Below are 23,918 nucleotides of genomic sequence, written 5' to 3' on the forward strand. Positions count from 1 at the left end.
AGAGCCCCCGCCTTATGATCCGCCGCACCCTGCCCGCTGTTTTCGCCTTGTTGTGCAGTTCGCCCTTGCTGGCCGAGCAGCAAACGCTGTTCAGCTTTGTGCGCCCGGCCTCGGTGGTCAATGTGGCGACCGTGGATGCCGGCATGCCGCAGTACAACGCGGAACAAACGGCCGAGGGCGAGGTGTTGCGGCGTGTGGTGTTCAACCCGGCGCAGCAGCCGACCCTTCGCCTGAGCCCGCAGGGCGGGGTGTGGGACTGGTCTGCGGGGCAGTTCCTGACCTTGCGCTTGCAAAGTGCCATGGATTGGGCATTGACCGTGGATGTTACGGTGCAAGGCAGCGATGGGCGCACCTTGACCAGCCGTATCGACCTGCCCGCTGGCCCCGCGCAAACCGTGATGGTGCCGTTGACGGCCCGCTCACCTCTGAGCCAGGGCATGCGCGCCGGCCCGCCGATGCCCTGGAACCATGGTGGTCAGCGCGTTCTGTTGACCAGCAGTGCCGGTGCAGTCGACCTCAAGCAGGTGACCTCGGTCAGCCTGAGCATCCCCAGCCCCAAGGTTGCGCAGAGCCTGTTGATCGAGCGTGTCGGTATTCAGGATGACGACCAGGCGTACAGGGCGGCCTATCACGAGCTGATTGATGCCTATGGCCAGTCGACTCGCGGGACCTGGCCCGAGAAGGTATCCAGTGACGAGCAGCTCAAGGCGGCCAATACCCGTGAACAGCAACAGCTCAAGGGCTGGTTGGCGGAGCGCAGCAAGCAGCAGTTGGACGCTTACGGCGGCCTGGTGGGTGGGCCGGCCTTTGCAGCCAAGGGCTTCTTTCGTACTGAAAAGCGTGATGGCCGCTGGTATCTGGTAACGCCGGATGGGCACCCGTTCTATTCGCTGGGGGTGAACGCCGTGGCGGCAGACGGCGGGCGTACGTATGTCGCCGGGCGCGAAGGCATGTTCAAGGCCCTGCCCGCCGAGGGCGATGCACTGGCCGCGTTCTATGGCGAAAGCAACAACGACGATGGCAATGCCTCGTCGCAAGGGCGCAATTTCAAGCAGGGGCGTTGGTTCGACTTCTACGCCGCCAACCTGCAGCGTGCCTACGGCAAACCCTGCCCGCCTGCGGTGGAGGGCCAGCCAGCGGACTGCGCACCGCCGGCGCTGGATGCCGACCGCTGGCAGGCGCACGCGCTTGACCGCCTTCAGGCCTGGGGGTTCAACACCGTTGGCAACTGGAGTGAGCCGGCTCTTGGCCAAGCCAGACGCATGCCGTATACCTTGCCGCTGTCGATCGAGGGCGACTACGCCAGCATCAGCACTGGCATGGACTGGTGGGGGCGCATGCCCGACCCGTTCGACCCGCGGTTTGCCATGGCCACCGAGCGTGCCGTGGCCATTGCCGCTCGCGATCACCGTGATGACCCTTGGTTGATCGGCTACTTTGCGGACAACGAGCTGGCCTGGGCTGCCCCCGGAAGCGACCCCAAGGCCCGCTATGGCCTGGCTTACGGTACCTTGCGCCTGACCACCGACGTGCCAGCCAAGCGCGCGTTCCTCAAGCAGTTGCGCGACAAGTATCGCAACCAGGAGGGGCTGTCCAAGGCCTGGGGCATCGAACTGACCGCCTGGGAACTCATGGAAGATCCTGGCTTCGAGGCGCCGTTGCCTAACCCGGAGCACCCGGAAATCGAGCGTGACTATCAGCACTTCCAGCGGGTATTTGCCGAGACCTACTTCAAGACCATTTCCGATTCGTTGAAGTGGCATGCGCCCAATCACATGCTCCTGGGTGGCCGTTATGCGGTCAGCACACCGGAGGCGGTCGAGGCCTGCGCCGAGTTCTGCGATGTGCTGAGCTTCAACTTCTATACTCTCAAGCCACAGGACGGCTACGACTTTGCCCGCCTGGCGGAACTGGACAAGCCGGTGCTGGTGTCCGAGTTCCAGTTCGGCTCGCGTGATCGCGGGCCGTTCTGGCCGGGGCCATTGGAGCTGGCGCGGGAAGAGGATCGCGGCCCGGCCTACACAAACTTCCTCAAGGCGGCCATGGCGCAGCCGATGATCGTTGGCGCGCACTGGTTCCAGTACCTCGACCAACCGGCCAGCGGTCGCCTGCTTGATGGTGAGAACGGTCACCTCGGGCTGGTGGCGATTACCGATATGCCATATCCAGGGTTTGTCGATGCCGTGCGCAAAAGCAATCAGCACACCATGAACCAGCTGCGTGCCGAGCTGGAAAAGCCGGCCCCCTGAGATCAGGTTGATGCAGTCAACTTAGGTAAGAAGGGCCTTGTGTCACGACCACTTGGCCCTAGCCAGTTTGCAAAACACCCAACTACTGAAACAATGCACACCTTTTTGGATATGGTCGTACGGAGAGCAGCGGGTGCAGATCCAGGGTCACTATGAGCTGAAGTTCGAAGCAGTGCGCGAAGCCTTTGCCGCGCTGTTCGATGATCCCCAGGAGCGTGGCGCCGCGCTGTGCATCCAGGTGGGTGGCGAAACCGTCGTTGACCTGTGGGCCGGCAGTGCCGACAAGGACGGCCAGCAGGCCTGGCACAGCGATACCATCGCCAACCTGTTCTCCTGCACCAAGACCTTCGCGGCCGTTACCGCCCTGCAGCTAGTCGGCGAGGGCAAGCTGGCCCTCGATGCCCCGGTGGCCAACTACTGGCCCGAGTTTGCCCAGGCGGGTAAGCAGTCGATAACCTTGCGCCAGCTGCTCAGCCACCGTGCCGGCTTGCCGGCCATTCGTGAGCTGCTGCCGGCCGAAGCCTTGTATGACTGGCAGGTCATGGTCGATGCCCTGGCTGCCGAGGCACCGTGGTGGACGCCAGGCACAGAACACGGCTATGCCGCCATCACCTATGGCTGGCTGATCGGCGAACTGATTCGCCGTGCCGACGGCCGTGGCCCTGGCGACTCGATCGTGGCCCGCACCGCCCGTCCGTTGGGGCTGGATTTCCATGTTGGCCTGGCTGACGAAGAGTTTCACCGCGTCGCGCATATCGCCCGTGGCAAAGGCAATGCTGGAGATGCCGCAGCGCAACGCTTGCTGCAGGTGACCATGCGCGAGCCTGAGGCCCTGTCGACCCGGGCCTTTACCAACCCGCCCGCGATACTGACCAGCACCAACAAACCGGAATGGCGGCGCATGCAGCAGCCAGCTGCCAATGGCCATGGCAACGCACGCAGCCTGGCGGGGTTCTATGCCGGGCTGCTGGACGGCAGCCTGCTTGAATCCGAACTGCTCGATGAGCTGACCCGCGAGCATAGCCTCGGCCAGGACCGTACCTTGCTCACCCAGACCCGTTTCGGCCTGGGCTGCATGCTCGACCAGCCCCATGTGGCGAATGCCACATTTGGCCTCGGCGCCCGCGCCTTTGGTCACCCCGGCGCCGGTGGTTCGGTTGGTTTTGCCGACCCGGAGCATGATGTGGCCTTCGGTTTTGTGGTCAATACCCTCGGCCCTTACGTGCTGATGGATCCACGGGCCCAGAAACTGGTACGCGTTCTTGCCAGTTGCCTTTGATCGGGTAATGCGGGTATTGCCACACCCCTTTGACTATCCTCAATGCCAACGCCTGAAGTTCGTAGGCAAAATATCTTTCTATTTCATGGTGTATCGCTGATGTCTTCACATAAAACCTTAGCACTCGCCCTGTGCCTGACCGCCGTTACCGGCTGCGCCAGCCACTCCCCGGACGGCTCCAAGGAAGGTGGTTCCAGCTGGTGGCCTTTCGGTTCGGACAAGGTTGCCGAGCAGCAAGTGAAGTCAGCCGTCACTGAAAAGGTGGCCAAAGCCGATGCCAAATCCGAAAGCGCCAGCCGCTGGTGGTGGCCGTTTGGTGGTGAGGACAAGCAAGCCAAGGGACCGGTGGTGCCGAAGATTGACCAGAAGGCCACCCAGGCCTGGCTGGACGAATACGAGCCCAAGCTGCGTGAAGCGATCAAGGACAGCAAGCTGGAGCTGGAGCGTCGCGACAATGTGCTGGCGGTAACCCTGCCGGTGGACAGCTCGTACAATCCTGATCGCCCGAACATGCTGCTGCCCATGTCCCTGGGCCCGATTACCCGCGTCGCCAAGACTGTCGAAGGCGACCCCAAAACTGCCGTGCTGGTACTGGGCCATGCCGACAGCAGCGGCGCCGCCGTTGTCAACCAGAAGCTCAGCCTGGAGCGCGCCGCGTCGGTATCGGCCATCTTCCGCCTCAGTGGCCTGCAGCGTGACCGCCTGACCCTCAAGGGCATGGGCTCGGTGATGCCGCGCGCTGCCAACGACAGTGCCGAGGGGCGCGCCCTGAACCGCCGGGTGGAAATGTTGCTGACCCCACAGAACACCATGGTCGCACTCTTGGCCAAATACCAGCAGGCCACCTCGGCACCCGCCCCAGCCTCGATGGTGGCAGTGCAGGATGCCAAGGCGCCAGCCGCCAAGGCCGCTGGCAGCAAGCCGGCTGCCAAAACTGCGGCGAAGAAACCTGTAGCCAAGGCCAAGACACCTGCGAAGACTGCAGCCAAGAAGAAAGCTGCACCGGCCAAGTCAGCAGCCAAAAAAGCTACTATTGACAAGAAAGTAGCTGCCAACAGCCCTGCGAAGACCAACTGATCGTCAAGGAACCGCAGTAATGACCCAATCCCTGGCCGATATGCGCCGCGACTACACCCGTGATGGCCTGACCGAAGCCCAGGCACCTGGGGAGCCGTTCGCCCTGTTCCAACAGTGGTTCGCCGATGCGGTGAAAACCGAGCAGGTACCGGTGGAAGCCAACGCCATGACCTTGGCCACGGTGGACGGCGAAGGTCGCCCGCATTGCCGTGTATTGCTGTTGAAGGGGCTCGACGAGCAGGGGTTCACCTTCTTCACCAACTATGACAGCGCCAAGGGCCAGCAACTGCAAGCCAACCCCTTTGCTGCAATGACCTTCTTCTGGCCAGCGCTGGAGCGGCAGGTACGCATCGAAGGCCGTGTGCAGAAGGTTACGGCACAGGAGTCGGATGCCTATTACCAGGTACGCCCGCTGGGCAGCCGCCTGGGGGCCTGGGCCTCGCCACAGAGCCGCGTGATTGCCGGGCGTGAGGAGCTGGAGGGCCTGGTAAAGGCCACCGAAGCGCGATTCTCCGACACCCAGCCGCACTGCCCTGAGCATTGGGGGGGATACCGTTTGTTGCCCGAGCGCATCGAGTTCTGGCAGGGGCGCGCAAGCCGCCTGCATGACCGGTTGAACTATCGGCTGGTGGATGGGCAGTGGCTGAGAGAGCGGCTGGCGCCCTGAGTAACTGGGGCCGCCAAGCGGCCCCAGCCATCGATCAAGCTACCCCGGATATCCCGCCGCCTCGCGCTCCAACCACTCCGCCAGTTGCTTACGCCCCACTTTCTCCTGCCGCGCCTGCGCCAACCTTTCCAGCATGAACGCGCGCTTTTCAGGATCAGCCCCTGCCAGCGACAATGCCAGGTCACGGTCCATCCAGCGGCGCATGCGCACATATAGCCACCAGTGGAAATACAGTCCCGTAACGGTGGTGACCACGACGATGAAGTAATCCATGGCTATTCTTGGTCTCACTTGAAAGGCCTTCGACACAGCCCGGCAGGCTGTACCCCGGCTGAATGAAAACAATTTTATTACGTTTGTACCGTGACAGCCGTCAATGTGCAGCGTCTAATGAGCACCTGACTTATGGAGACTTTACCCATGCGTAAATCCGCTTTGCTGGTGGCGACCTTTACCACCATGTCGCTGCTGCTGGGGGGCTGTGCCTCGAGCTTGACCGGTGACAGCTACTCCCGTGACGAAGCCCGCCGCGTGCAAACCGTGCGTATGGGCACCATCGAATCCCTGCGTCCGGTCAAGATCGAGGGCACCAAGACCCCGATTGGCGGCGGTGCTGGTGCCATCGTGGGTGGCGTAGCCGGCAGCGCTGTGGGTGGTGGTCGTGGCAGCATCGTGGCCGCCGTGATCGGTGCCGTAGCCGGTGGCTTGGCGGGTTCCGCAGCAGAAGAAGGCCTGACCCGTACCCAAGGCGTCGAAATTACCGTTCGTGAAGATGATGGCAGCATGCGCGCCTATGTGCAGGCCGTGCAGGAGAACGAAATCTTCCGTGTTGGCGACCGCGTGCGCATCATGACTGTGGACGGTACCAGCCGCGTTTCGCACTGACCGTAGCGCAGTAAAACAAAACCCCGACATGGCTGCTGCCAGTCGGGGTTTTTTCATGCTTCAGCCAAGTCAGGCAACGCTGGTTTTGCGGCTGGCCATTGCGGTGACGGCGTAGCCGATCACTGCGGCAAAGAACGAACCAGTAAGAATGCCCATGCGGTCCATGCCGGCGTACTCGCTGCTACCCGGGGCGAAAGCGAGCGAGCCAACGAACAGGCTCATGGTGAAGCCAATGCCGCAGAGTATCGCTACCCCCAATATTTGCCCCCAACCAGCACCTGCCGGCAGTGCGGCCAGGCGTAGCTTGACCGCCACCCAGGTCAGGCCGAAAACCCCTACGGTCTTGCCTAGCAACAGGCCGACCGTGATGCCCATCGGCACCGGGTGGGTGAAGCTGTCTAAGGTCATGCCTGTCAGAGAAACGCCGGCATTGGCGAAGGCGAAAAGTGGCAGGATGGCATAGGCCACCCAAGGGTGCAGGGCGTGTTCCAGCGCCAGCAGAGGCGACGATTCAGCATTGCGTGTACGCAGCGGAATGCACAAGGCCAGTGCGACACCGGCCAAGGTGGCATGCACGCCACTCTTGAGCACGCATACCCACAGGATCAGACCAACGATCATGTAGGGGCCGAGCTTGACCACGCCAAGCCGGTTCATCGCCACCAGCACCACCAGGCAGGCTGCAGCCAGCAGCAGCGACACACTCGACAGGGTGCCGGAGTAGAACAGGGCGATGACAATGATCGCACCCAGGTCGTCGATGATCGCCAGGGTCATCAGGAACAACTTCAGTGACACGGGGATGCGTTTGCCGAGCAGGGCCAGGACACCGAGGGCGAAGGCGATGTCGGTGGCGGTAGGGATTGCCCAGCCGGCCACGGCTGCAGGGTTGTCACGGTTGATGAACCAGTAGATCAGCGCTGGCACCACCATGCCGCCCACGGCAGCGGTGGCAGGCAGGATTACTTGTGAGGGCTTGGACAGGTGTCCGTCGACCACCTCGCGTTTGACCTCCAGGCCGATGAGCAGGAAGAACAGGGCCATCAGGCCGTCGTTGATCCACAGCAGCAATGGCTTGGCGATGTTAAGCGCGCCGACCTGAACGGCGACGGGTACGTCGAGCAAGCCGTTGTACAGGTAGGACAGCGGCGAGTTGTTGATGATCAGGGCCAGAACGGCGGCAGCGATCAGCAGCAGGCCGCTGGCAGCTTCGAGCTGGAAGAAACGGGTAAACAGGCTACGCACGGGCTGTAGGCTCTCCATGAGCAGTTTACGAAGGGTACGGGCGTACACCCTAGTCTGTGATGATGTTCCTTAAAACAAAAAACATATTCGTTTTTGTTATATGTTGTTGCTGGCAGGCCTAGGGCAAGCCTAGATGGATTTGGGGAAGGGTGGGGGAGGGGAAGTCTGGAGTAGGTGCTGGAATAGACTGATGCCGGACCGGGCCCTTTCGCGGGTAAACCCGCTCCTACAGGGGACCATTGTTCCGTGTAGGAGCGGGTTTACCCGCGAAGAGGCCCTGTCAGTCGATAAAGAGTCAGAGGCCGAGCATATCCCGCGCCACCGCCTCGGCGATACGAATACCATCCACACCGGCTGACAGGATCCCGCCCGCATACCCAGCCCCTTCACCCGCCGGGAACAGCCCCTTGAGGTTCAGGCTCTGGTAATCCTCACCCCGGGTAATCCGCAGTGGCGACGAGGTACGCGTCTCGATTCCGGTCAACACCGCATCATGCAGGTTATAGCCCTTGATCTGCCGGTCGAACGCCGGCAGTGCCTCACGGATCGCCTCGATGGCGAAGTCCGGCAGGCTCGGTGCCAGGTCTCCCAAGGTCACACCTGGCTTGTAGGACGGCTCGACACTGCCCAGTGCGGTGGAGGGCCGGCCGGCGACAAAGTCACCCACCAGTTGCGCCGGTGCCTGGTAGTTGCTGCCGCCCATTACATAGGCGTGCGCTTCCAGGCGCTCCTGCAGTTCGATACCGGCCAACGGGCCACCCGGGTAGTCGCGCTCGGGGTCGATGCCGACGACGATGCCGGAGTTGGCATTGCGCTCGTTACGCGAATACTGGCTCATGCCGTTGGTGACGACTCGGCCTGGCTCGCTGGTGGCCGCGACCACGGTGCCACCCGGACACATGCAGAAGCTGTACACCGAGCGGCCATTTTTGGCGTGATACACCAGCTTGTAATCGGCAGCACCCAGTTTCGGGTGGCCGGCGTACTTGCCCAGGCGTGCCTTGTCGATCAGCGTTTGTGGGTGCTCGATACGGAAGCCCACCGAGAACGGCTTGGCTTCCATGTAGACACCTTTGGCATGCAACATGCGGAAGGTGTCGCGGGCGCTGTGGCCCAGGGCCAATACCACATGGCGAGAGTGCAGCTGTTCGCCGCTCTCAAGCACGACACCGGTCAGTTGGCCATCTTCGATCAACAGGTCGGTGACCTTTTCCTGGAAGCGCACTTCGGCTCCCAGGGCGATCATGTCCTGGCGCATCTGTTCGACCATGCCGGTGAGGCGGAAGGTGCCGATGTGCGGCTTGTTGATGTACAGGATTTCGTCCGGCGCACCGGCCTTGACGAATTCTTCCAGCACTTTACGGCCGTGGTGTTGCGGGTCCTTGATCTGGCTGTAGAGCTTGCCGTCGGAGAAGGTGCCGGCGCCGCCTTCACCGAACTGCACGTTGGACTCAGGGTTGAGTACGCTTTTACGCCACAGACCCCAGGTGTCCTTGGTGCGCTGGCGAACCTCCTTGCCGCGTTCGAGGATGATCGGCTTGAAGCCCATCTGTGCCAGCAACAGGCCGGCAAAGATGCCGCACGGGCCGAAACCGACCACGATCGGGCGCTCCTGCAGGCCTGCCGGGGCCTGGCCGACGAACTTGTAGGTGACATCTGGCGCAGGGCCGATGTTGCGATCATCAGCGAACTTGCTGAGCAGCTCGGCCTCGTTGCTGGCTTCCAGGTCGATGGTGTAGATGAACAGCAGTTCGCTGTTCTTCTTGCGCGCATCGTAGCTGCGCTTGAACAGGTTGAAGCTGAGCAGTTGCTCGTCGCGGATGCCCAGGCGCTGGACGATGGCTTCGCGCAACGCTTCGTCAGGATGGTCCAGGGGCAGCTTCAGTTCGGTGATTCGTAGCATGGCAGGGTCCAGTATCCCGGCCATGGGCGGCCGGCGGCTTTACACAAACCGCCAAGTATAAGCTGTTCGCTGCCCCTACTGGCAGGATAAAAACGCCCGGTGATCAGTTGTCGCGTGCGCCGCCGTAGTAAGCACAGCCCTGCAAGGTCTTGCCGTCGATGCGCAGTTCGGCGCGCAGGTGGTGGATGGCGCCAGTGGCGATATCTGCACAGCGCTGCGGAGCGACCCACAGTTCCACGTGCTGGCCGTTGGCTTCGCTGGTCAGGGTCAAGCCACCACCGGGTACTTCTTCTTCCAGGAACGGCAAGGGCAGGGGGGGCTGGCCGATTCGCTCGATGACCATGCCCTTGCCGCTGGCTTTGATGTCCCAGTCCGGTTCATGACCGTTGGCGCGCAGGGTCAGCTGCTTGAAGTTGGGGTCGTCGCAAGCGCGGGTGGAGGGTTCCAGGCGGTACAGGCGGCTGACCTCCAGCTGGCCGTCGTTGTCGGCCTGCTTGGCGCCAGTGAGGCGACCGCGCACGTCGGCGAACAACTTGGCGTTGGCGTCCTTGGCCAGGTTGGCGGCCTCCGGCAGGATGCCGGTGCCGGCGACGTCATTGATCACGAAGCGGCGTGCTTCGCTGCAGGGCTTGAACAACAGGCGGCCGCCATTGGCGCTCAGTTCGCCCTGCATGCGCGTGGTGCCGATGTTCGGGTCACGGGGCTGCTCGGCCAGTAACTGGCAGCCAGCGAACAGGGGCAGCAGGGCACTGAGCAGCAGGGTAGGGGTGAGGCGCATGGGGCGGGCTCCGGGAATCTTTGCCAAAGAGCTGGCCACGATACACGTCCTGCAGGCAGAAAAAAGGGCCCGAAGGCCCTTTTTCATTCAACCCCCCAGGTACGCGTCGCGTACTTTCGGGTCGGTCAACAGTGCTTCCCCCGTACCCTGCATCACCACCCGACCATTCTCCAGCACATAAGCCCGGTCAGCGATCTTCAGCGCCTGGTTGGCGTTCTGCTCCACCAGGAACACCGTCACGCCATCGCGGCGCAGCTGTTCGATGATGTCGAAGATCTGCTGGATGATGATCGGCGCCAGGCCCAGCGAAGGCTCGTCGAGCAGCAGCAGCTTGGGCTTGCTCATCAGCGCCCGGCCGATGGCGAGCATTTGCTGCTCGCCGCCGGACATGGTGCCGCCACGCTGCATGTAGCGCTCCTTCAGGCGCGGGAACAGTTGCAACACCTTGTCCAGTTGCTCCTGGTAGTCGCCCTTGTCGGTGAAGAAACCACCCATTGCCAGGTTTTCCTCGACGGTCAGGCGGGCAAACACGCGGCGGCCTTCCGGCACAACGGCGATGCTTTTGCGCATGATGTGCGAGGACGGCTGGCCGACCAGTTCTTCACCCAGGTACTTGATGCTGCCACTGTGCGCCTGCGGCGAGCCGCACAGGGTCATGAGCAAGGTCGACTTGCCGGCACCGTTGGCGCCGATCAGGGTGACGATTTCGCCCTGGTTGATCTCCACGTTGACGCTGTGCAGCGCCTGGATCTTGCCATAGAAGGTGGAAACGTTTTCAAACTTCAGCATTTACGCTTCCCCCAGGTAGGCTTTGATCACATCAGGGTTATCGCGGATCTCTTCCGGCGTGCCGTGGGCCAGGGGGGTGCCCTGGTTGATGACCACGATATGGTCAGAGATGCTCATCACCAGCTTCATGTCGTGCTCGATCAGCAGCACGGTAACGCTGTGCGACTCACGCAGGTAGGCGATCAGGGCCTTGAGGTCTTCGGTTTCTTTCGGGTTAAGGCCTGCGGCAGGTTCGTCCAGCATGATGATGCGTGGTTGGGTCATCATGCAGCGGGCAATTTCCAGGCGACGCTGCTGGCCGTAGGCAAGGGTGCCGGCGGTGCGGTTGGCGAACTCGGTGAGGTTGACCTTCTCCAGCCAGTACTGCGCACGCTCCAGGGCTTCCTTCTCGCTGCGGCGGAAACCCGGGGTTTTGAACAGGCCGGCGAAGAAGTTGGTGTTGAGGTGGCGGTGCTGGGCGATAAGCAGGTTTTCCAGCGCGGTCATTTCCTTGAACAGGCGCACGTTCTGGAAGGTTCGCACCACGCCCTTGCGGGCAATCTGGTGGCCGGCCAGGCCCTGGATCGGCTGGCCATCGAGCAGGATGGTGCCGCCGCTGGGCTTGTAAAAGCCGGTCAGGCAGTTGAACACGGTGGTCTTGCCGGCGCCGTTCGGGCCGATCAGCGCCACTACCTGTTTCTCCTTGACGGTCAGGCCCACGCCGTTGACCGCCAACAAGCCGCCAAAGCGCATGCTCAGGCCGCTGACTTGCAGAATTTCGCGGCTCATCGGGGCAGCTCCATCTGTGGACGTTGCATAGGCAGCAGGCCTTGCGGACGCCAGATCATCATCAACACCATCAACGCACCGAACATCAGCATCCGGTATTCGCTGAACTCACGCATCAGCTCTGGCAGCAGGATCATCACGATGGCCGCGAGAATCACGCCCAGTTGTGAGCCCATGCCGCCAAGCACGACGATGGCGAGGATGATCGCCGACTCGATGAAGGTGAACGACTCCGGCGTCACCAGGCCTTGGCGCGCGGCGAAGAAGCTGCCGGCGAAACCGGCGAAGCAGGCGCCCAAGGTGAATGCTGAGAGCTTGATCACGGTCGGGTTCAGGCCCAGTGCACGGCAGGCGATCTCATCTTCACGCAGTGCTTCCCAGGCACGACCGATCGGCATGCGCAGCAGGCGGTTGATCACGAACAACGCCAGCAGGGCCAGCAGCAGAGCCACCAGGTACAGGAAGATGACCTTGTTGATCGAGTTGTATGGCAGCCCGAAGTACTCGTGGAAAGTCTGCATGCCCTCGGCTGCACGGCGTTCGAAGGTCAGGCCGAAGAGTTCCGGTTTGGGGATGTTGCTGATGCCGTTGGGGCCGCCGGTCCAGTCGGTGAGGTTACGCAGGAACAGGCGGATGATCTCGCCGAAGCCGAGTGTCACGATCGCCAGGTAGTCACCGCGCAGGCGCAGCACCGGGAAGCCGAGCAGGAAGCCGAATGTGGCAGCCATCAGGCCGGCAATCGGCAGGCACACCCAGAAGCTCCAGCCCAGATAATGCGAGAGCATCGCGTAGCTGTAGGCCCCGACGGCATAGAAGCCCACGTAGCCGAGGTCGAGCAGGCCCGCCAGACCGACCACGATGTTCAGGCCCAGGCCCAGCAACACGTAGATCAGGATCAGCGTGGCAATGTCGACCGCACCACGAGAGCCGAAGAACGGCCATACCAGTGCCACCACGATCAACCCGATGATGACATAGCGCTGGGTTTTGGGCAGGGTGAGGTAGTTACTGACTGCCGGGGGGATCAGCTTGCGATCCGAACGGCGGCCCATCACCGAACTCCACTGCTTGTCGAACAACACGCGCAGGAACATCAGCACCGAACACACGGCGATGATGCTGATGGTGAACGAGCCCTGGCTGTGTACGACCAGGCTGATGCCGTCGATGCTCAGTTTCAGGCCCAGCACCGGGAAGGCCACGGCCCAGACCAGCAAGGCGCTGAAGAACGCCTGTTTGAGATTTCTGTTCATACTTTTTCAACCTCCGGGCGGCCCAGGATGCCGGTCGGCCGGAATAGCAGGACAAGAACCAACAAGCCGAATGCCACTACGTCCTTGTACTGGTCGCCGAAGATGTCGGCGCCAAACGCTTCGGCTACACCCAGCACCAGCCCACCGAGCATGGCGCCCGGAATACTGCCGATGCCCCCCAGCACTGCTGCGGTGAAGGCTTTCAGGCCCACCAGGAAACCGGCGTTGGGGTTGATCACCCCGTACTGCATGCTCAGCAGCACGGCCGCCACGGCAGCCAGGGCGGCCCCGATGACGAAGGTGAGGGCGATGATGTTGTTGGTGTTGATGCCCAGCAGGTTGGCCATCTTGATGTCCTCTGCACAGGCACGGCAGGCGCGGCCCAGGCGGGAACGAGAGATGAACAGGGTGAGCAGTGTCATGGCCACCAGGGTGACGACGAACACCAGGATCTGCATGTAGCTGATCAGTACTTCTTCAGCACCGCCTGGTCCGAAGGAGAAACTCCCGGGGATCAGGTTGGGGATGGACTTGTCCTTGGAGTCCTGCGAAAGCAAGACCGTGTTCTGCAGGAAAATCGACATGCCGATGGCGGAAATCAGCGGGATCAGACGGTTGCTGTTGCGCAGGGGGCGGTAGGCAACCCGTTCGATGCTGTAGCCATAGGCACTGGTGACGAAGATCGTCGCGACGAAGGCGACGGTCATCAGGATCGGCAGCGAATGGATACCCATCATGGCCAGGCCCGCCAGGGCGATGAAGGCCACGTAGGAACCGATCATGTACACCTCGCCGTGGGCGAAGTTGATCATGCCAATGATGCCGTACACCATCGTGTAGCCGATGGCGATCAAGGCATAGGTGCTGCCGATGGTCAATCCATTAACCAGTTGTTGGAAGAAATGGTAGATCTCAGGCATTACAGCGCTCCTAAAAACCTGATTTGCATTTCACTGGCAGGGGTACGGCCAGGAAACCGCGGATGACGGTTTTAAGATTTTCAGGTGAGCCCGCCCCCGGATCGCGGGGAGGGGCCCATGAACCTCATAAAACGAAGCCCACTGCTCGCACAGTGGGCTCGTAGGTCAGCTATTAGTCACGCAGTTACTGAGGGGAGACTTCGGTCTTCGGCTTGCCGAAGTGCCATTCGTAGACCACGAACTTGAAGTCTTTCAGGTCGCCTTTATCGTCGAACGACAGGTCACCGGTCGGGGTCTTGAAGGTGCCTTCGTGGATGGCTTTGGCCACCTTGTCGGTATCTTCGGAACCGGCTTTCTTGATGCCTTGAGCGATCAGCTCGACAGCCGAGTAGGCAGGGAATACGAACGGGCCACTCGGGTCCTTGCCGTCAGCCTTGATGGCGTCGACGATCTTCTTGTTCTCCGGGTCAGCGTCGAACGACTTCGGCAGGGTGACCAGCAGGCCTTCGGAAGCGCCCTGGGCGATCTGCGAAATGGAGTCGTTACCCACACCTTCCGGACCCATGAACTTGGCTTTCAGGCCTTTCTCTTGAGCCTGGCGCAGGATCAGACCCAGCTCTGGGTGGTAGCCGCCGTAGTAGACGAAGTCGACATTGTTCTGCTTGAGCTTCTGGATGATCGAGGAGAAGTCCTTGTCACCGGCATTCAGGCCTTCGAAGACGGCCACTTTGGTGCCTTTCTTCTCAAGGGTTTGCTTGACTGCGGTGGCGATGCCTTCACCGTACTGCTGCTTGTCGTGCAGAACGGCAACGACCTTCGGTTTGACGTGGTCGGCGATGTAGTTGCCGGCAGCCGGGCCCTGGGCGCTATCCAGACCGATAGTGCGGAAGATCAGCTGGTAGCCACGGGCGGTGATTTCCGGGCTGGTGGCGGCGGGGGTGATCATGATCACGCCTTCGTCCTCGTAGATGTCGGACGCTGGCTGGGTGGAGCTGGAGCACAGGTGGCCGACCACGAACTTGACGCCGTCGTTGACCACTTTGTTGGCGACTGCCACGGCCTGTTTAGGGTCGCAGGCGTCGTCGTATTCCTTGGCTTCGAGCATCTTGCCATCTACGCCGCCCGCGGCGTTGATATCCTTGATGGCTTGCTTGGCGCCGATGAACTGCATGTCGCCATACTGGGTGACAGGGCCGGTCTTGGGACCTGCAATCCCGATCTTGATGGTATCGGCGGCAAACGAATGGCTGGCTACCCCGGCCAGAACCATTGCGGCGAACAGCTTGGAAATCTTGATCATAGTGCTCCACTCATTCTGTTGTAATTCTTATAGTCCTGGCGGCCAGGGCTACAGACCGGGCGGGATTTGCGGCGTGGCCATGCCAACGCGCTAGCCCACCTTCCCCCGGAACATGTCCCGGAACTGTACCGGTACAGTGTAGAGCGCTGTTCGAGCGCTTGAAAAGCGGTCGAAAAGTGCGTCTTTCCTGCGTTGTCGCTTGATCGACAGAAAGATACAGAAAGGCGCCATCAAACTGCCTGCATCTGCGGCCCCGTCCCACAACTTCGGGGCCAATCGACCAAATTACATATTTGAAACCGGGTTTTTCTGCAAAAATGCCGGCCTTTTTATTGACCGATTTTTTGCGGATACCACCCATGACTGATCAAACAAGCACCCTCTATGCCAAATTGCTTGGCGAGACGGCAATCATCGAGTGGAAAGCGTTGGAGCGTTTTTGGGCCAAGGGTGACCTGATTTGGGTCGACCCCAGCCTTGACCTGATCGCCGTTGCCGAGGCGATGGCCGAGAATCGCAGCGAGATCTTCGCCAAGTGGCGTAGTGATGGCACTGTTGGGCCGGTGTCGGCCGAGCAGGCATTGGACCTGCAAAGCCGCGACCCAGAGATCTGGGCGGTGGTGGTTTCACCGTTCATCGTGATTCAGGTGAAGTGCCAGGAAGAGGCGTGATCTTTTTTGGTGCGCAAAAGTACGCATCAGCTCCGTTTTGGTGCTTGAAAGTAATCAAGGCGGGTAGAGGGAAGTAACAATTCGGCGTGGCGGTAACAGTTTACGGGATGCGTAATGTGGCCGCCGTTCTGTCAGGCGCCAACGGGATCCTAGCCAGCCTGGGAAATGTTCGAATCAGTCAGGAGTTTATCAATGAGCACTGCACTACCTTCGCTTGGATTCGCCGGCATCGGCCTGATGGGCCTGCCCATGTGCCGCCGCCTGCTGGCAGCGGGTTATCCGCTCACGGTTTGGAACCGCAGCCCGGACAAGTGCGCCGCCCTGGTCGCTGCTGGCGCGCGCCTGGCCGGCAGCCCGGCCGAATTGTGCCGTGACAGCGACATGGTTCTACTCTGCCTGGCCGACACGGCGGTGGTGCGTGAAGTGGTGTTCGGCGAGCAAGGCATTGCCCAAGGCGGGCGCAGTGGCCAGTTGCTGATCGATTTCTCCAGCCTGGAACCCACCGCCACCCGTGAAATGGCTGCCGAACTGGCAGCACTGTGCGGCATGGCCTGGCTGGATGCACCGGTATCTGGCGGTACCCCCGGTGCCGAGGCGGGCACGCTGGCGATCATGGTTGGCGGTGAAGCGGCCGACTTGCAGCGTGCACGCCCGGTACTGCAGGTGCTTGGTCAGCGCGTGACACATATGGGGGCAGTAGGCGCTGGCCAGGTGACCAAGGCTTGCAACCAGATGATCGTAGCGTGCAATGCCCTGGTAATTGCAGAAGTGGTGGCACTGGCCGAACAGTCGGGCGTGGACGCGACGCTGATCGCTGAAGCGCTGGCCGGTGGTTTTGCCGATTCCAAGCCATTGCAGATTCTTGCGCCGCAAATGGCAGAGAGCCGCTTCGAGCCAATCAAGTGGCACGTACGCACGCTGCTCAAGGACCTTGATGGCGCAGTCAAGTTTTCCCGCGAGCAAGGCTCGGCAACGCCACTCAGTGGCCTTGCCGCGCAACTGATGCGGCTGCACGGTAGCCAGGGTTACCTGCAAAAAGATCCGGCGACCCTGGTAGAGCTGTATCGCAACAAGGTGTAATCCGGCCGCTCTGGTGCTGCAACCGCTCTAGCAGTGGCCGCAACTCGGTCAGCGGAACGGGGCGCCCCAACAGGTAGCCCTGCAGGTAGTCGCAGCCATGGCTTTCCAGGAAAGCCTGCTGTTCGGCGGTTTCCACGCCCTCGCTGACTACCTGCAGGTGCAGGGTATGCGCCATGGCGATGATTGCCTGGACAATTTCGCGGTCTTTCTGGCTGCCCGGTACATCCTGCAGGAAGGTGCGGTCGATCTTCAGCACATCCAGCGGCAGGCGCTTGAGGTAGGCCAGTGACGAGTAGCCGGTACCAAAATCGTCGATCGAAAGTGCCACCCCCAAGGCCCGGACGCGTTTGAGCAGGCTGACCGTGCGCTGGATATCGCCCACCAGGGCGTTCTCGGTCACTTCCAGCTCCAAGTGGTGCGGCGCAAGGCCGGCGTGGAACAGCGCCTTTTCAACTTCGTTGGGCAGTTCATCGTGGCTGAGGGTGACTGCCGAGCAATTGACCGTGACCTTGACCTTGCCATGGCCGTGGCGCTGCAAGAGTGCCAGGTCGACACAGGCGTGGCGCAGCACCCACAGGTCCAGGTCGATGATCAGGCCGTTGGCTTCGGCAATGCCGACAAAGCGGTCGGGCCCTAGCAGGCCGTGTTGAGGATGCTGCCAGCGTACCAGCGCTTCCAGTTTGGCCACTTGCCCACTACGCAGGTCGAAGATCGGCTGGTAGTGCACACACAGCCCGCGTTCTTCGAGCAGGGCCAGGCGCAGCTCTTCTTCCAGTTGCAAGGCGATCGACGCGCGGGCCTTCAGGCTGTCATTGAAGAAATTCAGGCTGTTGCGGCCGTTGTCCTTGGATTGGTAGAGGGCCAGGTCGGCATGCTTGAGCAGCTCTTCGGCTGTGCCGCCATCGTCCGGGAAGATGCTTATACCAATGCTGGTGGTCATGACCATGTGCCGCCCGCCAAGGTCGATGGGTTCTTTCATCCGTTGCATGATGCGCTGGGCCAGGTGTCGGGCTTCGTCGCGGCTGTTCAGGCTGGTGACCACACAGAACTCGTCGCCACCAAAGCGTGCAACCAGGTCGTGGCTGCGGGTAGCAGCCTTGATGTGGTTGGCGATCACCTTGAGCAGTTCGTCACCGGCGTCGTGGCCGAGGCTGTCGTTGATGCGCTTGAAATGGTCGATATCGAGGAACATCACGGCCAGGCGGTTTGCGCTGGCCTGATGTTCGACCAGGCAATCGGCGAATACCTGGTTGAACCCACGGCGGTTGAGCAGGTTGGTCAGGGCATCGTAGTTCGCCGCCTGCTGCAGCGAAGCGCGGGCCTGGTCCAGTTGGCTGAGCAGTACGCTGACCCGGCGCAGGTCGTGCTCCTTGCTTTGCAACTTTTTGTCGGCCAGTGCGGCGCTGATGCTGGCGCCACTGATCAGCAGGGTGATGAAGCCAATGCCCAGTCCCAGCTGCAGGCTGTTGTCGCCAGACGGCAGGCGCAGTGCGGTATCGGCAGGGATAACCAGGGTCATGGCCGACATCGCGGTGAAATGAGTGGCGACGATGCCGCCGGCCATCACCAGGCTGGCGCCGTATTTCATGGTCTGGTAAAGGGTGCCGCTGCCATTGCGCAAGTAGCTGGCCAGGTACAGCGCGGTCAGGGCGGTAAGCAGGGCAATGGCGGCAGAGGCAAGTAGCAAGCCGGTCTGGTAGTACTGGCGGGCCCCCGTTTCCATCGCAGCCATGCCGACAAAATGCATGAGGATGATGCCCAGCCCGATCAGCGCTGCGCTTGGCACAAAGTGGGGCGCACGCATCTTGCTTCGTTCCAGGCTGTGCATGGCCAGCCAGGCCACGCCCAGTGCGATGAGTAGCGAAAGAATGGTCAGGGATGGGTCGTAGTGCACTTCTACCGGAGCCCGAAAGGCCAGCATGCTGATGAAGTGCATGGCCCATATGCCGCCTGCCAGGCAGCAGGCTCCAAGCATGTTCCATTGCCGGTGGGCGGTGGGGTCGTCGCTGTGGGACTGGCGTTCGGCCATGCCGAGGGTGGCGAAACAGGCCGCGCAAGCAACGAAATAGGCGAGCAGAACCAGGAGCGGTTCATGACGGCAGTCTATGACGATACGCCCGGTTGCGGGAAGATCGGCGAACAGTTGTAGCCCCAGCCATTCCATGGAATGCCTCTTGGTCGAGTCTTCACTCGTCTGCGCTACAACCCGTGCAGACTGCCCAGAGGCAGTATAGGAAGGACTATTTAAGCCTTCCTGACTAATGGCACAATGATTTCTACGATTTGGTTATAACTTCAATCGCAGTGAGGAATAAATTTGGGGCCTTGATGCCTTCCTGTGGGAGCGGGCGAGCCCGCGAAGCATCCACTGCGATGGATGCCACCGGCTTCGCCGGTGTTCGCGGGCGTGCCCGCTCCCACAAGGGGCCTGCGTTAGCCAGCCACCAGCACGCGAATGGCTTCCAGGCGCAGGGCGGCTTTATCCAGCATCGCCAGGCCATCTTCGCGTTGCTTGCGCAGGGCGTCGATTTCGCTGTCACGTACGCTCGGGTTGACCGCTTGCAACGCTACCAGGCGCGCCAACTCCTCGTCAGCCTCGGCTGCCAGGCGGCGCTGGGCTTCGGCCACGCGCTCAATGTGGGTTGGCAGAATCTTCTCTTCGCCGCCACTGATACGCTTGGCCAGCACATCGCGCTGGGCCTGGACGAACTTGTTGGCGCTGGCGCGCGGTACGCTCTCGAGCTGGTCGTTCAGGGTTTCGAAGGCCACGCGTGACGCCAGGTCGTTGCCGTTGGCATCGAGCAGGCAGCGCAGTGCCGCCGGCGGCAGGTAGCGGCCCAGTTGCAGGCTGCGGGGTGCCACCACCTCGCTGACGAACAGCAGTTCGAGCAGTACAGTGCCTGGTTTGAGCGCTTTGTTCTTGATCAACGCCACGGCGGTGTTGCCCATCGAGCCTGACAGCACCAGATCCATGCCGCCCTGCACCATCGGGTGCTCCCAGGTAAGGAACTGCATGTCCTCGCGCGACAGCGCCTGGCCACGGTCGTAGGTGATGGTCACACCTTCCTCGTCGCCCAGCGGGAAGCTGGCATCCAGCATCTTCTCGCTCGGCTTGAGGATCAGTGCGTTCTCCGAATGGTCTTCGCTGTCGATGCCGAAGGCGTCGAACAGGGTTTCCATGTAGATCGGCAGGGCAAACTGGTCGTCCTGTTCGAGAATGGCCTCGACCAGCGCCTGACCTTCGCCGGCACCGCCGGAGTTGAGCTCCAGCAGACGGTCACGGCCAGTGTGCAGTTCGGCTTCCAGTCGCTCGCGCTCGCCGCGGGCGTCGGCCACCAGGGTATCCCAGGCCTTGTGATCGCCGCCTTCGAGCAGCGGCAGCAGGCGTGGGCCAAACTGGTGCTGCAGGGCATTGCCGGTGGGGCAGGTATTGAGGAAGGCGTTGAGGCCTTCGTGGTACCACTGGAACAGGCGCTCTTGCGGGCTGTCCTGCAGGTACGGGATGTGCAACTGGATAGTGTGCTTTTGGCCGATCCGGTCAAGGCGGCCGATGCGCTGCTCGAGCAGATCGGGGTGCGCTGGCAGGTCGAACATCACCAAGTGATGGGCGAACTGGAAGTTGCGGCCTTCGCTGCCGATTTCCGAGCAGATCAGTACCTGGGCGCCGAACTCTTCATCGGCAAAGTAGGCAGCGGCGCGGTCGCGCTCAAGGATGCTCATGCCTTCATGGAACACCGAGGCCGGGATGCCGGAGCGCACGCGCAGGGCATCCTCCAGGTCCATGGCGGTTTCGGCGTGGGCGCAGATCACCAACACTTTGGTGCGTTTGAGCATCTTCAGGGTGTCGATCAACCAGTCGACACGCGGGTCGAAACGCCACCAGCGCTCGTCATCCGCTACTTCACCCTGGGCCTGGAAGGCGACTTCCGGGTACAGCTCGGCGTGCTCGCCGGCTGGCAGGTCGCGGTACTGCTCGGGCGTGGCCAGCGGGTAGGGGTGCAACTGGCGCTCGGGGAAACCCTGAATCGCCGCACGGGTGTTACGGAACAGTACGCGGCCGGTGCCGTGGCGATCCAGCAACTCGCGAATCAACCGCGCGCTGGCCTGGGTGTCGCCGTCGCTGACCGCAGCCAGCAGGGCTTCGCCTTCGGCACCCAGGAAGCCCTGGATGGTGGCGTGGGCCTTGGGCGACAGGCGGCCCTCGTCGAGCAGTTCCTGCACCGCCTCGGCTACCGGGCGGTAGTGCTCGCTCTCGGCGCGGAAAGCGGCCAGGTCGTGAAAGCGGTTGGGATCGAGCAGGCGCAGGCGGGCGAAGTGGCTGTCCTGGCCAAGCTGCTCGGGGGTGGCGGTGAGCAGCAGTACGCCCGGGATCACTTGGGCCAGTTGCTCGACCAGGCCGTATTCGGCGCTGACCTGGTCTTCGTGCCAGACCAGGTGGTGGGCTTCGTCGACTACCAGCAGGTCCCAGCCAGCGGCAAACAGCGCGTCCTGGGCCTTTTCGTCGTCGACCAGCCACTCCAGAGCAACCAACGCCAGTTGGGCGTCCTCGAACGGGTTGCTGGCGTCGCTTTCGATGAAGCGCTCGGCGTCGAACAGCGCCACTTGCAGATTGAAGCGCCGGCGCATTTCCACCAGCCACTGGTGCTGGAGGTTTTCCGGCACCAGGATCAGTACGCGGCTGGCGCGACCCGACAGCAACTGGCGGTGAATGACCAGGCCGGCTTCGATGGTTTTGCCCAGGCCCACTTCGTCGGCCAGCAGAACGCGCGGGGCGCTGCGGTCGGCGACTTCGCGGGCGATGTGCAGTTGGTGGGCGATGGGCTGTGCGCGGCAGCCGCCCAAACCCCACAGTGCCGACTGCATCTGCTTGCTGGTGTGCTGCAGGGTGTTGTAGCGCAGGCTGAACCACGACAGTGGGTCTATTTGCCCGGCGAACAGGCGGTCGCTGGCCAAGCGGAACTGAATGAAATTCGACAACTGGGTTTCGGGCAAGGTGCGGGGCTGGTTCTGCCCGTCCAGGCCGTGGTAGACCATCAGCCCGTCGATGTCCTCGACCTCGCGCACTGTCAGCTTCCAGCCCTCGAAGTGGGTGATCTGGTCACCTGGCGAGAAGCGCACGCGGGTCAGCGGCGCGTTGCGCAGGGAATACTGGCGGGTGTCGCCAGTGGCCGGGTAGAGCACGGTCAACAGGCGGCCATCCTGCGCCAGGATGGTACCCAGGCCGAGCTCTGCTTCGCTGTCGCTGATCCAGCGTTGCCCCGGTTGATACTGCTGCGCCATACTGCCTGAACTCCCGCGGTGAAAAAGCCGATTATGTTAACGGATCGGCCGATCAGACCAAAGTGCCGATAGCACCGAAAGGTATCGAAAGGCACAGTCTAGTCGTTTCATCGCTCTGCACAGGGTCGCCGACGAGGGCTCCGGATCAACATGTCTGCCAAGCACCGCTGGATCAGCGCTTCGATAGCCGTAGGCAGCCTGGTGCTGCTGAGCGCCTGTGAGCAGAAAAACTTTGAGACATTGCCCCCCATCCCGATGGAGCAGCTTGAGGTGCTGGGCGTGCAGACGCCGATAAAGAGTGTGCACTTTCGTGACGTTGATGGAGAAGGGCTGCTGGTTCTGAGCCGCAGCGATGGCCAGGCCAGCGACCTTGAAAGCGAACAGGAAGTGGACAGGGTGGTGCTCAAGGCCACCTTGTACGGGCGCACGGCCGAGAACGACACCTTCAAGGCGCGCTGGCAGATCGAGCAGGAAACCACCTGCCCGGGGCTGGACCTGGACGTGGACTTCTATAATGACGTCAGTGATGTCAGCGACCTGAACAAGAATGGCGTGGCCGAGGTAACGGTGGCCAGCCATGCGTTCTGCGGCGGCGGTATCGACCCGCATGATATCGCCATCGAGATGCGTGAAGGGCAGGCCATTTACACCATTACCGGCCAGTCGCTGATCACCCCGGCGGGGGAGGAACCGGTCGGTGGTGAGCGCGAGGACAGCGCTTCGCTGAAGGCCGCGCCGCAGGTATTGCGCGATCATATGGATGCAGTTTGGCAGCAGGTGTACAAGCGGCCCTGGAGCGAGGCCAGCCCGCCAGGCGACGACGACCCTGGTGACGAAGCCGAGTAAATGTTGCCCATGACATCAAGGTAAAGCTGCGCCTGCCGATACAGGGGCATAGGAGAACGTCCATGCTGCCGCCGATCATTCCGCTCAGTGCCGCCCCGGTCACCTCGCAACAGGACCCGGTCAAACCAACCCCTGACATCAAACCGGTGGTGCCGGCGCAGCCTGCATCCGGCGAAAGTGCCATTGACCTCAAGCGCCAGCGCGACCCGCAAGAGCAGGTATTGTTGCTGCGCGATGAACAGCGCCGCCAGCAGCAACGCCGGCAAAAGGGCGAGCACGAGCGCTACGATGCCGTCCCGGGTGACGAGGTCAATGCCGACAACACGGTGCCGGTAGCGCCATTGATGGGCGAGCATGTACGCCAAGGGCTGCTGGTGGACATCGAAGTCTGATAAGGGGGCTGGTCAGCGCCTGCGCCTGGCTTCATCATGCAATTCTCTGTTGATCGTCGAGCCCCCCATGAGCCAAGACAACCTCATCGATTTCGAGGCCGAACGCGCCAAGCGCGTCCACGACCTCAAGGAAAAGCGGCTGAACGAAATGCGCAATGCTTTCGAGCAGGCCCTGCCATTGAGTACCACCAAGAAAAAGAAGCCCAAGGGCAAGCCGAAGAAGCGTTGAAACTTGACGCAGGTCAACCCTGCGCCCCCCTCGTGTGCCCGGCCCCGGGCGCCATTGACTCTGATCAATTTTTCGCGCCTCCACATTGGTTAACTTGCACCCATCGGACAACGGCAAACGAATGGGGAGGCCAGCATGTTCTTCGACAATGTGGTTATCGCCGGTGTGGTAACGGTCGGGTTGATGGTTGCCTTCTTTGCCGGTCTGGGCATTTTCATCTGGAAGGACTCGAACAAGCGCAAGCCGCGCTGACCTTCCGGGTACACGAGCACGCAAGGCATTTAGGGCGACTTCGGTCGCCCATTTT

Annotated in this window: 22 protein-coding genes; 11 read left to right on the forward strand and 11 right to left on the reverse strand. The window is 61.9% G+C overall.

The annotated features are described in order from the left end of the window. Positions 1–14: 14 nt before the first annotated feature. The 4 genes from ACE4QZ_RS08000 (at position 15) to pdxH (ending at position 5,272) form a co-directional block, all read left to right on the forward strand. Entirely contained in the window at positions 15–2,249 is a 2,235-nt protein-coding gene (locus ACE4QZ_RS08000; protein ID WP_103463180.1) for a beta-galactosidase, read from the forward strand. Positions 2,250–2,382: 133 nt separating this feature from the next. After that, entirely contained in the window at positions 2,383–3,528 is a 1,146-nt protein-coding gene (locus tag ACE4QZ_RS08005; protein ID WP_103463179.1) for a serine hydrolase domain-containing protein, read from the forward strand. Positions 3,529–3,627: 99 nt separating this feature from the next. Further along, positions 3,628–4,605 (forward strand): OmpA family protein, encoded by a 978-nt coding sequence (locus tag ACE4QZ_RS08010; protein ID WP_103463178.1) that lies wholly within the window; start codon positions 3,628–3,630, stop codon positions 4,603–4,605. 19 nt (positions 4,606–4,624) lie between these two features. After that, positions 4,625–5,272 (forward strand): pyridoxamine 5'-phosphate oxidase, encoded by a 648-nt coding sequence (gene pdxH, locus ACE4QZ_RS08015; protein WP_021785837.1) that lies wholly within the window; start codon positions 4,625–4,627, stop codon positions 5,270–5,272. A gap of 39 nt (positions 5,273–5,311) precedes the next feature. Here the strand turns inward: pdxH and ACE4QZ_RS08020 are convergent, their stop codons facing one another. After that, positions 5,312–5,545, reverse strand: a complete 234-nt coding sequence (locus ACE4QZ_RS08020) for a hypothetical protein (RefSeq protein WP_021785838.1) — start codon at positions 5,543–5,545, stop codon at positions 5,312–5,314. Positions 5,546–5,692: 147 nt separating this feature from the next. Here ACE4QZ_RS08020 and ACE4QZ_RS08025 point away from each other — a divergent pair, with 147 nt between their 5' ends. Beyond that, positions 5,693–6,157 (forward strand): glycine zipper 2TM domain-containing protein, encoded by a 465-nt coding sequence (locus ACE4QZ_RS08025; protein ID WP_009684613.1) that lies wholly within the window; start codon positions 5,693–5,695, stop codon positions 6,155–6,157. 69 nt (positions 6,158–6,226) lie between these two features. On the opposite strand, the gene nhaA is transcribed toward ACE4QZ_RS08025, so the two are convergent. The 8 genes from nhaA to ACE4QZ_RS08065 all read right to left on the reverse strand — a co-directional run bounded on the left by nhaA (position 6,227) and on the right by ACE4QZ_RS08065 (position 15,113). Continuing rightward, complete coding sequence (nhaA, locus tag ACE4QZ_RS08030) at positions 6,227–7,420, reverse strand: Na+/H+ antiporter NhaA (RefSeq protein ID WP_028697988.1); 1,194 nt, start codon at positions 7,418–7,420, stop codon at positions 6,227–6,229. A 277-nt stretch (positions 7,421–7,697) separates the two neighbouring features. After that, complete coding sequence (locus ACE4QZ_RS08035) at positions 7,698–9,305, reverse strand: NAD(P)/FAD-dependent oxidoreductase (protein ID WP_019750617.1); 1,608 nt, start codon at positions 9,303–9,305, stop codon at positions 7,698–7,700. Positions 9,306–9,408: 103 nt separating this feature from the next. Then, positions 9,409–10,083, reverse strand: a complete 675-nt coding sequence (locus tag ACE4QZ_RS08040; RefSeq protein ID WP_084850151.1) for a COG3650 family protein — start codon at positions 10,081–10,083, stop codon at positions 9,409–9,411. Positions 10,084–10,170: 87 nt separating this feature from the next. Continuing rightward, the gene (locus ACE4QZ_RS08045; protein WP_021785841.1) at positions 10,171–10,872 is read right to left on the reverse strand and encodes an ABC transporter ATP-binding protein; all 702 of its coding nucleotides are present in this window, start codon (positions 10,870–10,872) and stop codon (positions 10,171–10,173) included. After that, a complete protein-coding gene (gene livG, locus ACE4QZ_RS08050; RefSeq protein WP_021785842.1) occupies positions 10,873–11,640 on the reverse strand; it encodes a high-affinity branched-chain amino acid ABC transporter ATP-binding protein LivG in 768 nt (255 codons plus the stop codon). Beyond that, on the reverse strand, positions 11,637–12,893 hold the full coding sequence (locus ACE4QZ_RS08055; RefSeq protein ID WP_101196506.1) for a high-affinity branched-chain amino acid ABC transporter permease LivM: 1,257 nt from the start codon (positions 12,891–12,893) through the stop codon (positions 11,637–11,639). Before ACE4QZ_RS08055 ends, livG begins: the two co-directional genes overlap by 4 nt. After that, a complete protein-coding gene (livH, locus tag ACE4QZ_RS08060) occupies positions 12,890–13,813 on the reverse strand; it encodes a high-affinity branched-chain amino acid ABC transporter permease LivH (RefSeq protein WP_008097482.1) in 924 nt (307 codons plus the stop codon). Before livH ends, ACE4QZ_RS08055 begins: the two co-directional genes overlap by 4 nt. A 184-nt stretch (positions 13,814–13,997) precedes the next feature. Beyond that, positions 13,998–15,113 carry a branched-chain amino acid ABC transporter substrate-binding protein gene (locus tag ACE4QZ_RS08065; RefSeq protein WP_021785844.1) on the reverse strand — a complete coding sequence of 372 codons (1,116 nt, stop codon included), beginning with the start codon at positions 15,111–15,113 and terminating at the stop codon, positions 13,998–14,000. A 359-nt stretch (positions 15,114–15,472) separates the two neighbouring features. Between ACE4QZ_RS08065 and ACE4QZ_RS08070 the strand changes: the two genes are divergently transcribed. Together ACE4QZ_RS08070 and ACE4QZ_RS08075 are read left to right on the forward strand one after the other, a co-directional pair. Continuing rightward, on the forward strand, positions 15,473–15,784 hold the full coding sequence (locus ACE4QZ_RS08070) for a DUF2288 domain-containing protein (protein ID WP_021785845.1): 312 nt from the start codon (positions 15,473–15,475) through the stop codon (positions 15,782–15,784). Positions 15,785–15,976: 192 nt separating this feature from the next. Beyond that, positions 15,977–16,864 (forward strand): NAD(P)-dependent oxidoreductase, encoded by an 888-nt coding sequence (locus tag ACE4QZ_RS08075; protein WP_021785846.1) that lies wholly within the window; start codon positions 15,977–15,979, stop codon positions 16,862–16,864. On the opposite strand, the gene ACE4QZ_RS08080 is transcribed toward ACE4QZ_RS08075, so the two are convergent. Both ACE4QZ_RS08080 and rapA read right to left on the reverse strand, forming a co-directional pair. Next, positions 16,764–19,028 (reverse strand): putative bifunctional diguanylate cyclase/phosphodiesterase, encoded by a 2,265-nt coding sequence (locus ACE4QZ_RS08080; RefSeq protein WP_021785847.1) that lies wholly within the window; start codon positions 19,026–19,028, stop codon positions 16,764–16,766. The two genes, ACE4QZ_RS08075 and ACE4QZ_RS08080, sit on opposite strands and share 101 nt — an antisense overlap. A gap of 269 nt (positions 19,029–19,297) precedes the next feature. Next, positions 19,298–22,144: an RNA polymerase-associated protein RapA gene (gene rapA / locus ACE4QZ_RS08085; RefSeq protein WP_021785848.1), complete on the reverse strand. Its 2,847-nt coding sequence runs from the start codon at positions 22,142–22,144 to the stop codon at positions 19,298–19,300. Between the two features lie 150 nt (positions 22,145–22,294). Between rapA and ACE4QZ_RS08090 the strand changes: the two genes are divergently transcribed. The 4 genes from ACE4QZ_RS08090 (at position 22,295) to ccoM (ending at position 23,863) form a co-directional block, all read left to right on the forward strand. Further along, a complete protein-coding gene (locus ACE4QZ_RS08090) occupies positions 22,295–22,990 on the forward strand; it encodes a M949_RS01915 family surface polysaccharide biosynthesis protein (protein WP_021785849.1) in 696 nt (231 codons plus the stop codon). 62 nt (positions 22,991–23,052) lie between these two features. Continuing rightward, positions 23,053–23,382, forward strand: coding sequence for a hypothetical protein (locus ACE4QZ_RS08095; RefSeq protein ID WP_021785850.1), 330 nt, complete (start codon positions 23,053–23,055; stop codon positions 23,380–23,382). A 67-nt stretch (positions 23,383–23,449) separates the two neighbouring features. Beyond that, positions 23,450–23,611, forward strand: a complete 162-nt coding sequence (locus tag ACE4QZ_RS08100; RefSeq protein WP_021785851.1) for a hypothetical protein — start codon at positions 23,450–23,452, stop codon at positions 23,609–23,611. Between the two features lie 135 nt (positions 23,612–23,746). Then, a complete protein-coding gene (gene ccoM / locus ACE4QZ_RS08105; RefSeq protein WP_003254862.1) occupies positions 23,747–23,863 on the forward strand; it encodes a cytochrome c oxidase subunit CcoM in 117 nt (38 codons plus the stop codon). Positions 23,864–23,918 lie beyond the last annotated feature (55 nt).

The organism is Pseudomonas sp. DCA-1 (assembly GCF_046523955.1).
GTDB classification, from domain to species: Bacteria; Pseudomonadota; Gammaproteobacteria; order Pseudomonadales; family Pseudomonadaceae; genus Aquipseudomonas; species Aquipseudomonas putida_Y.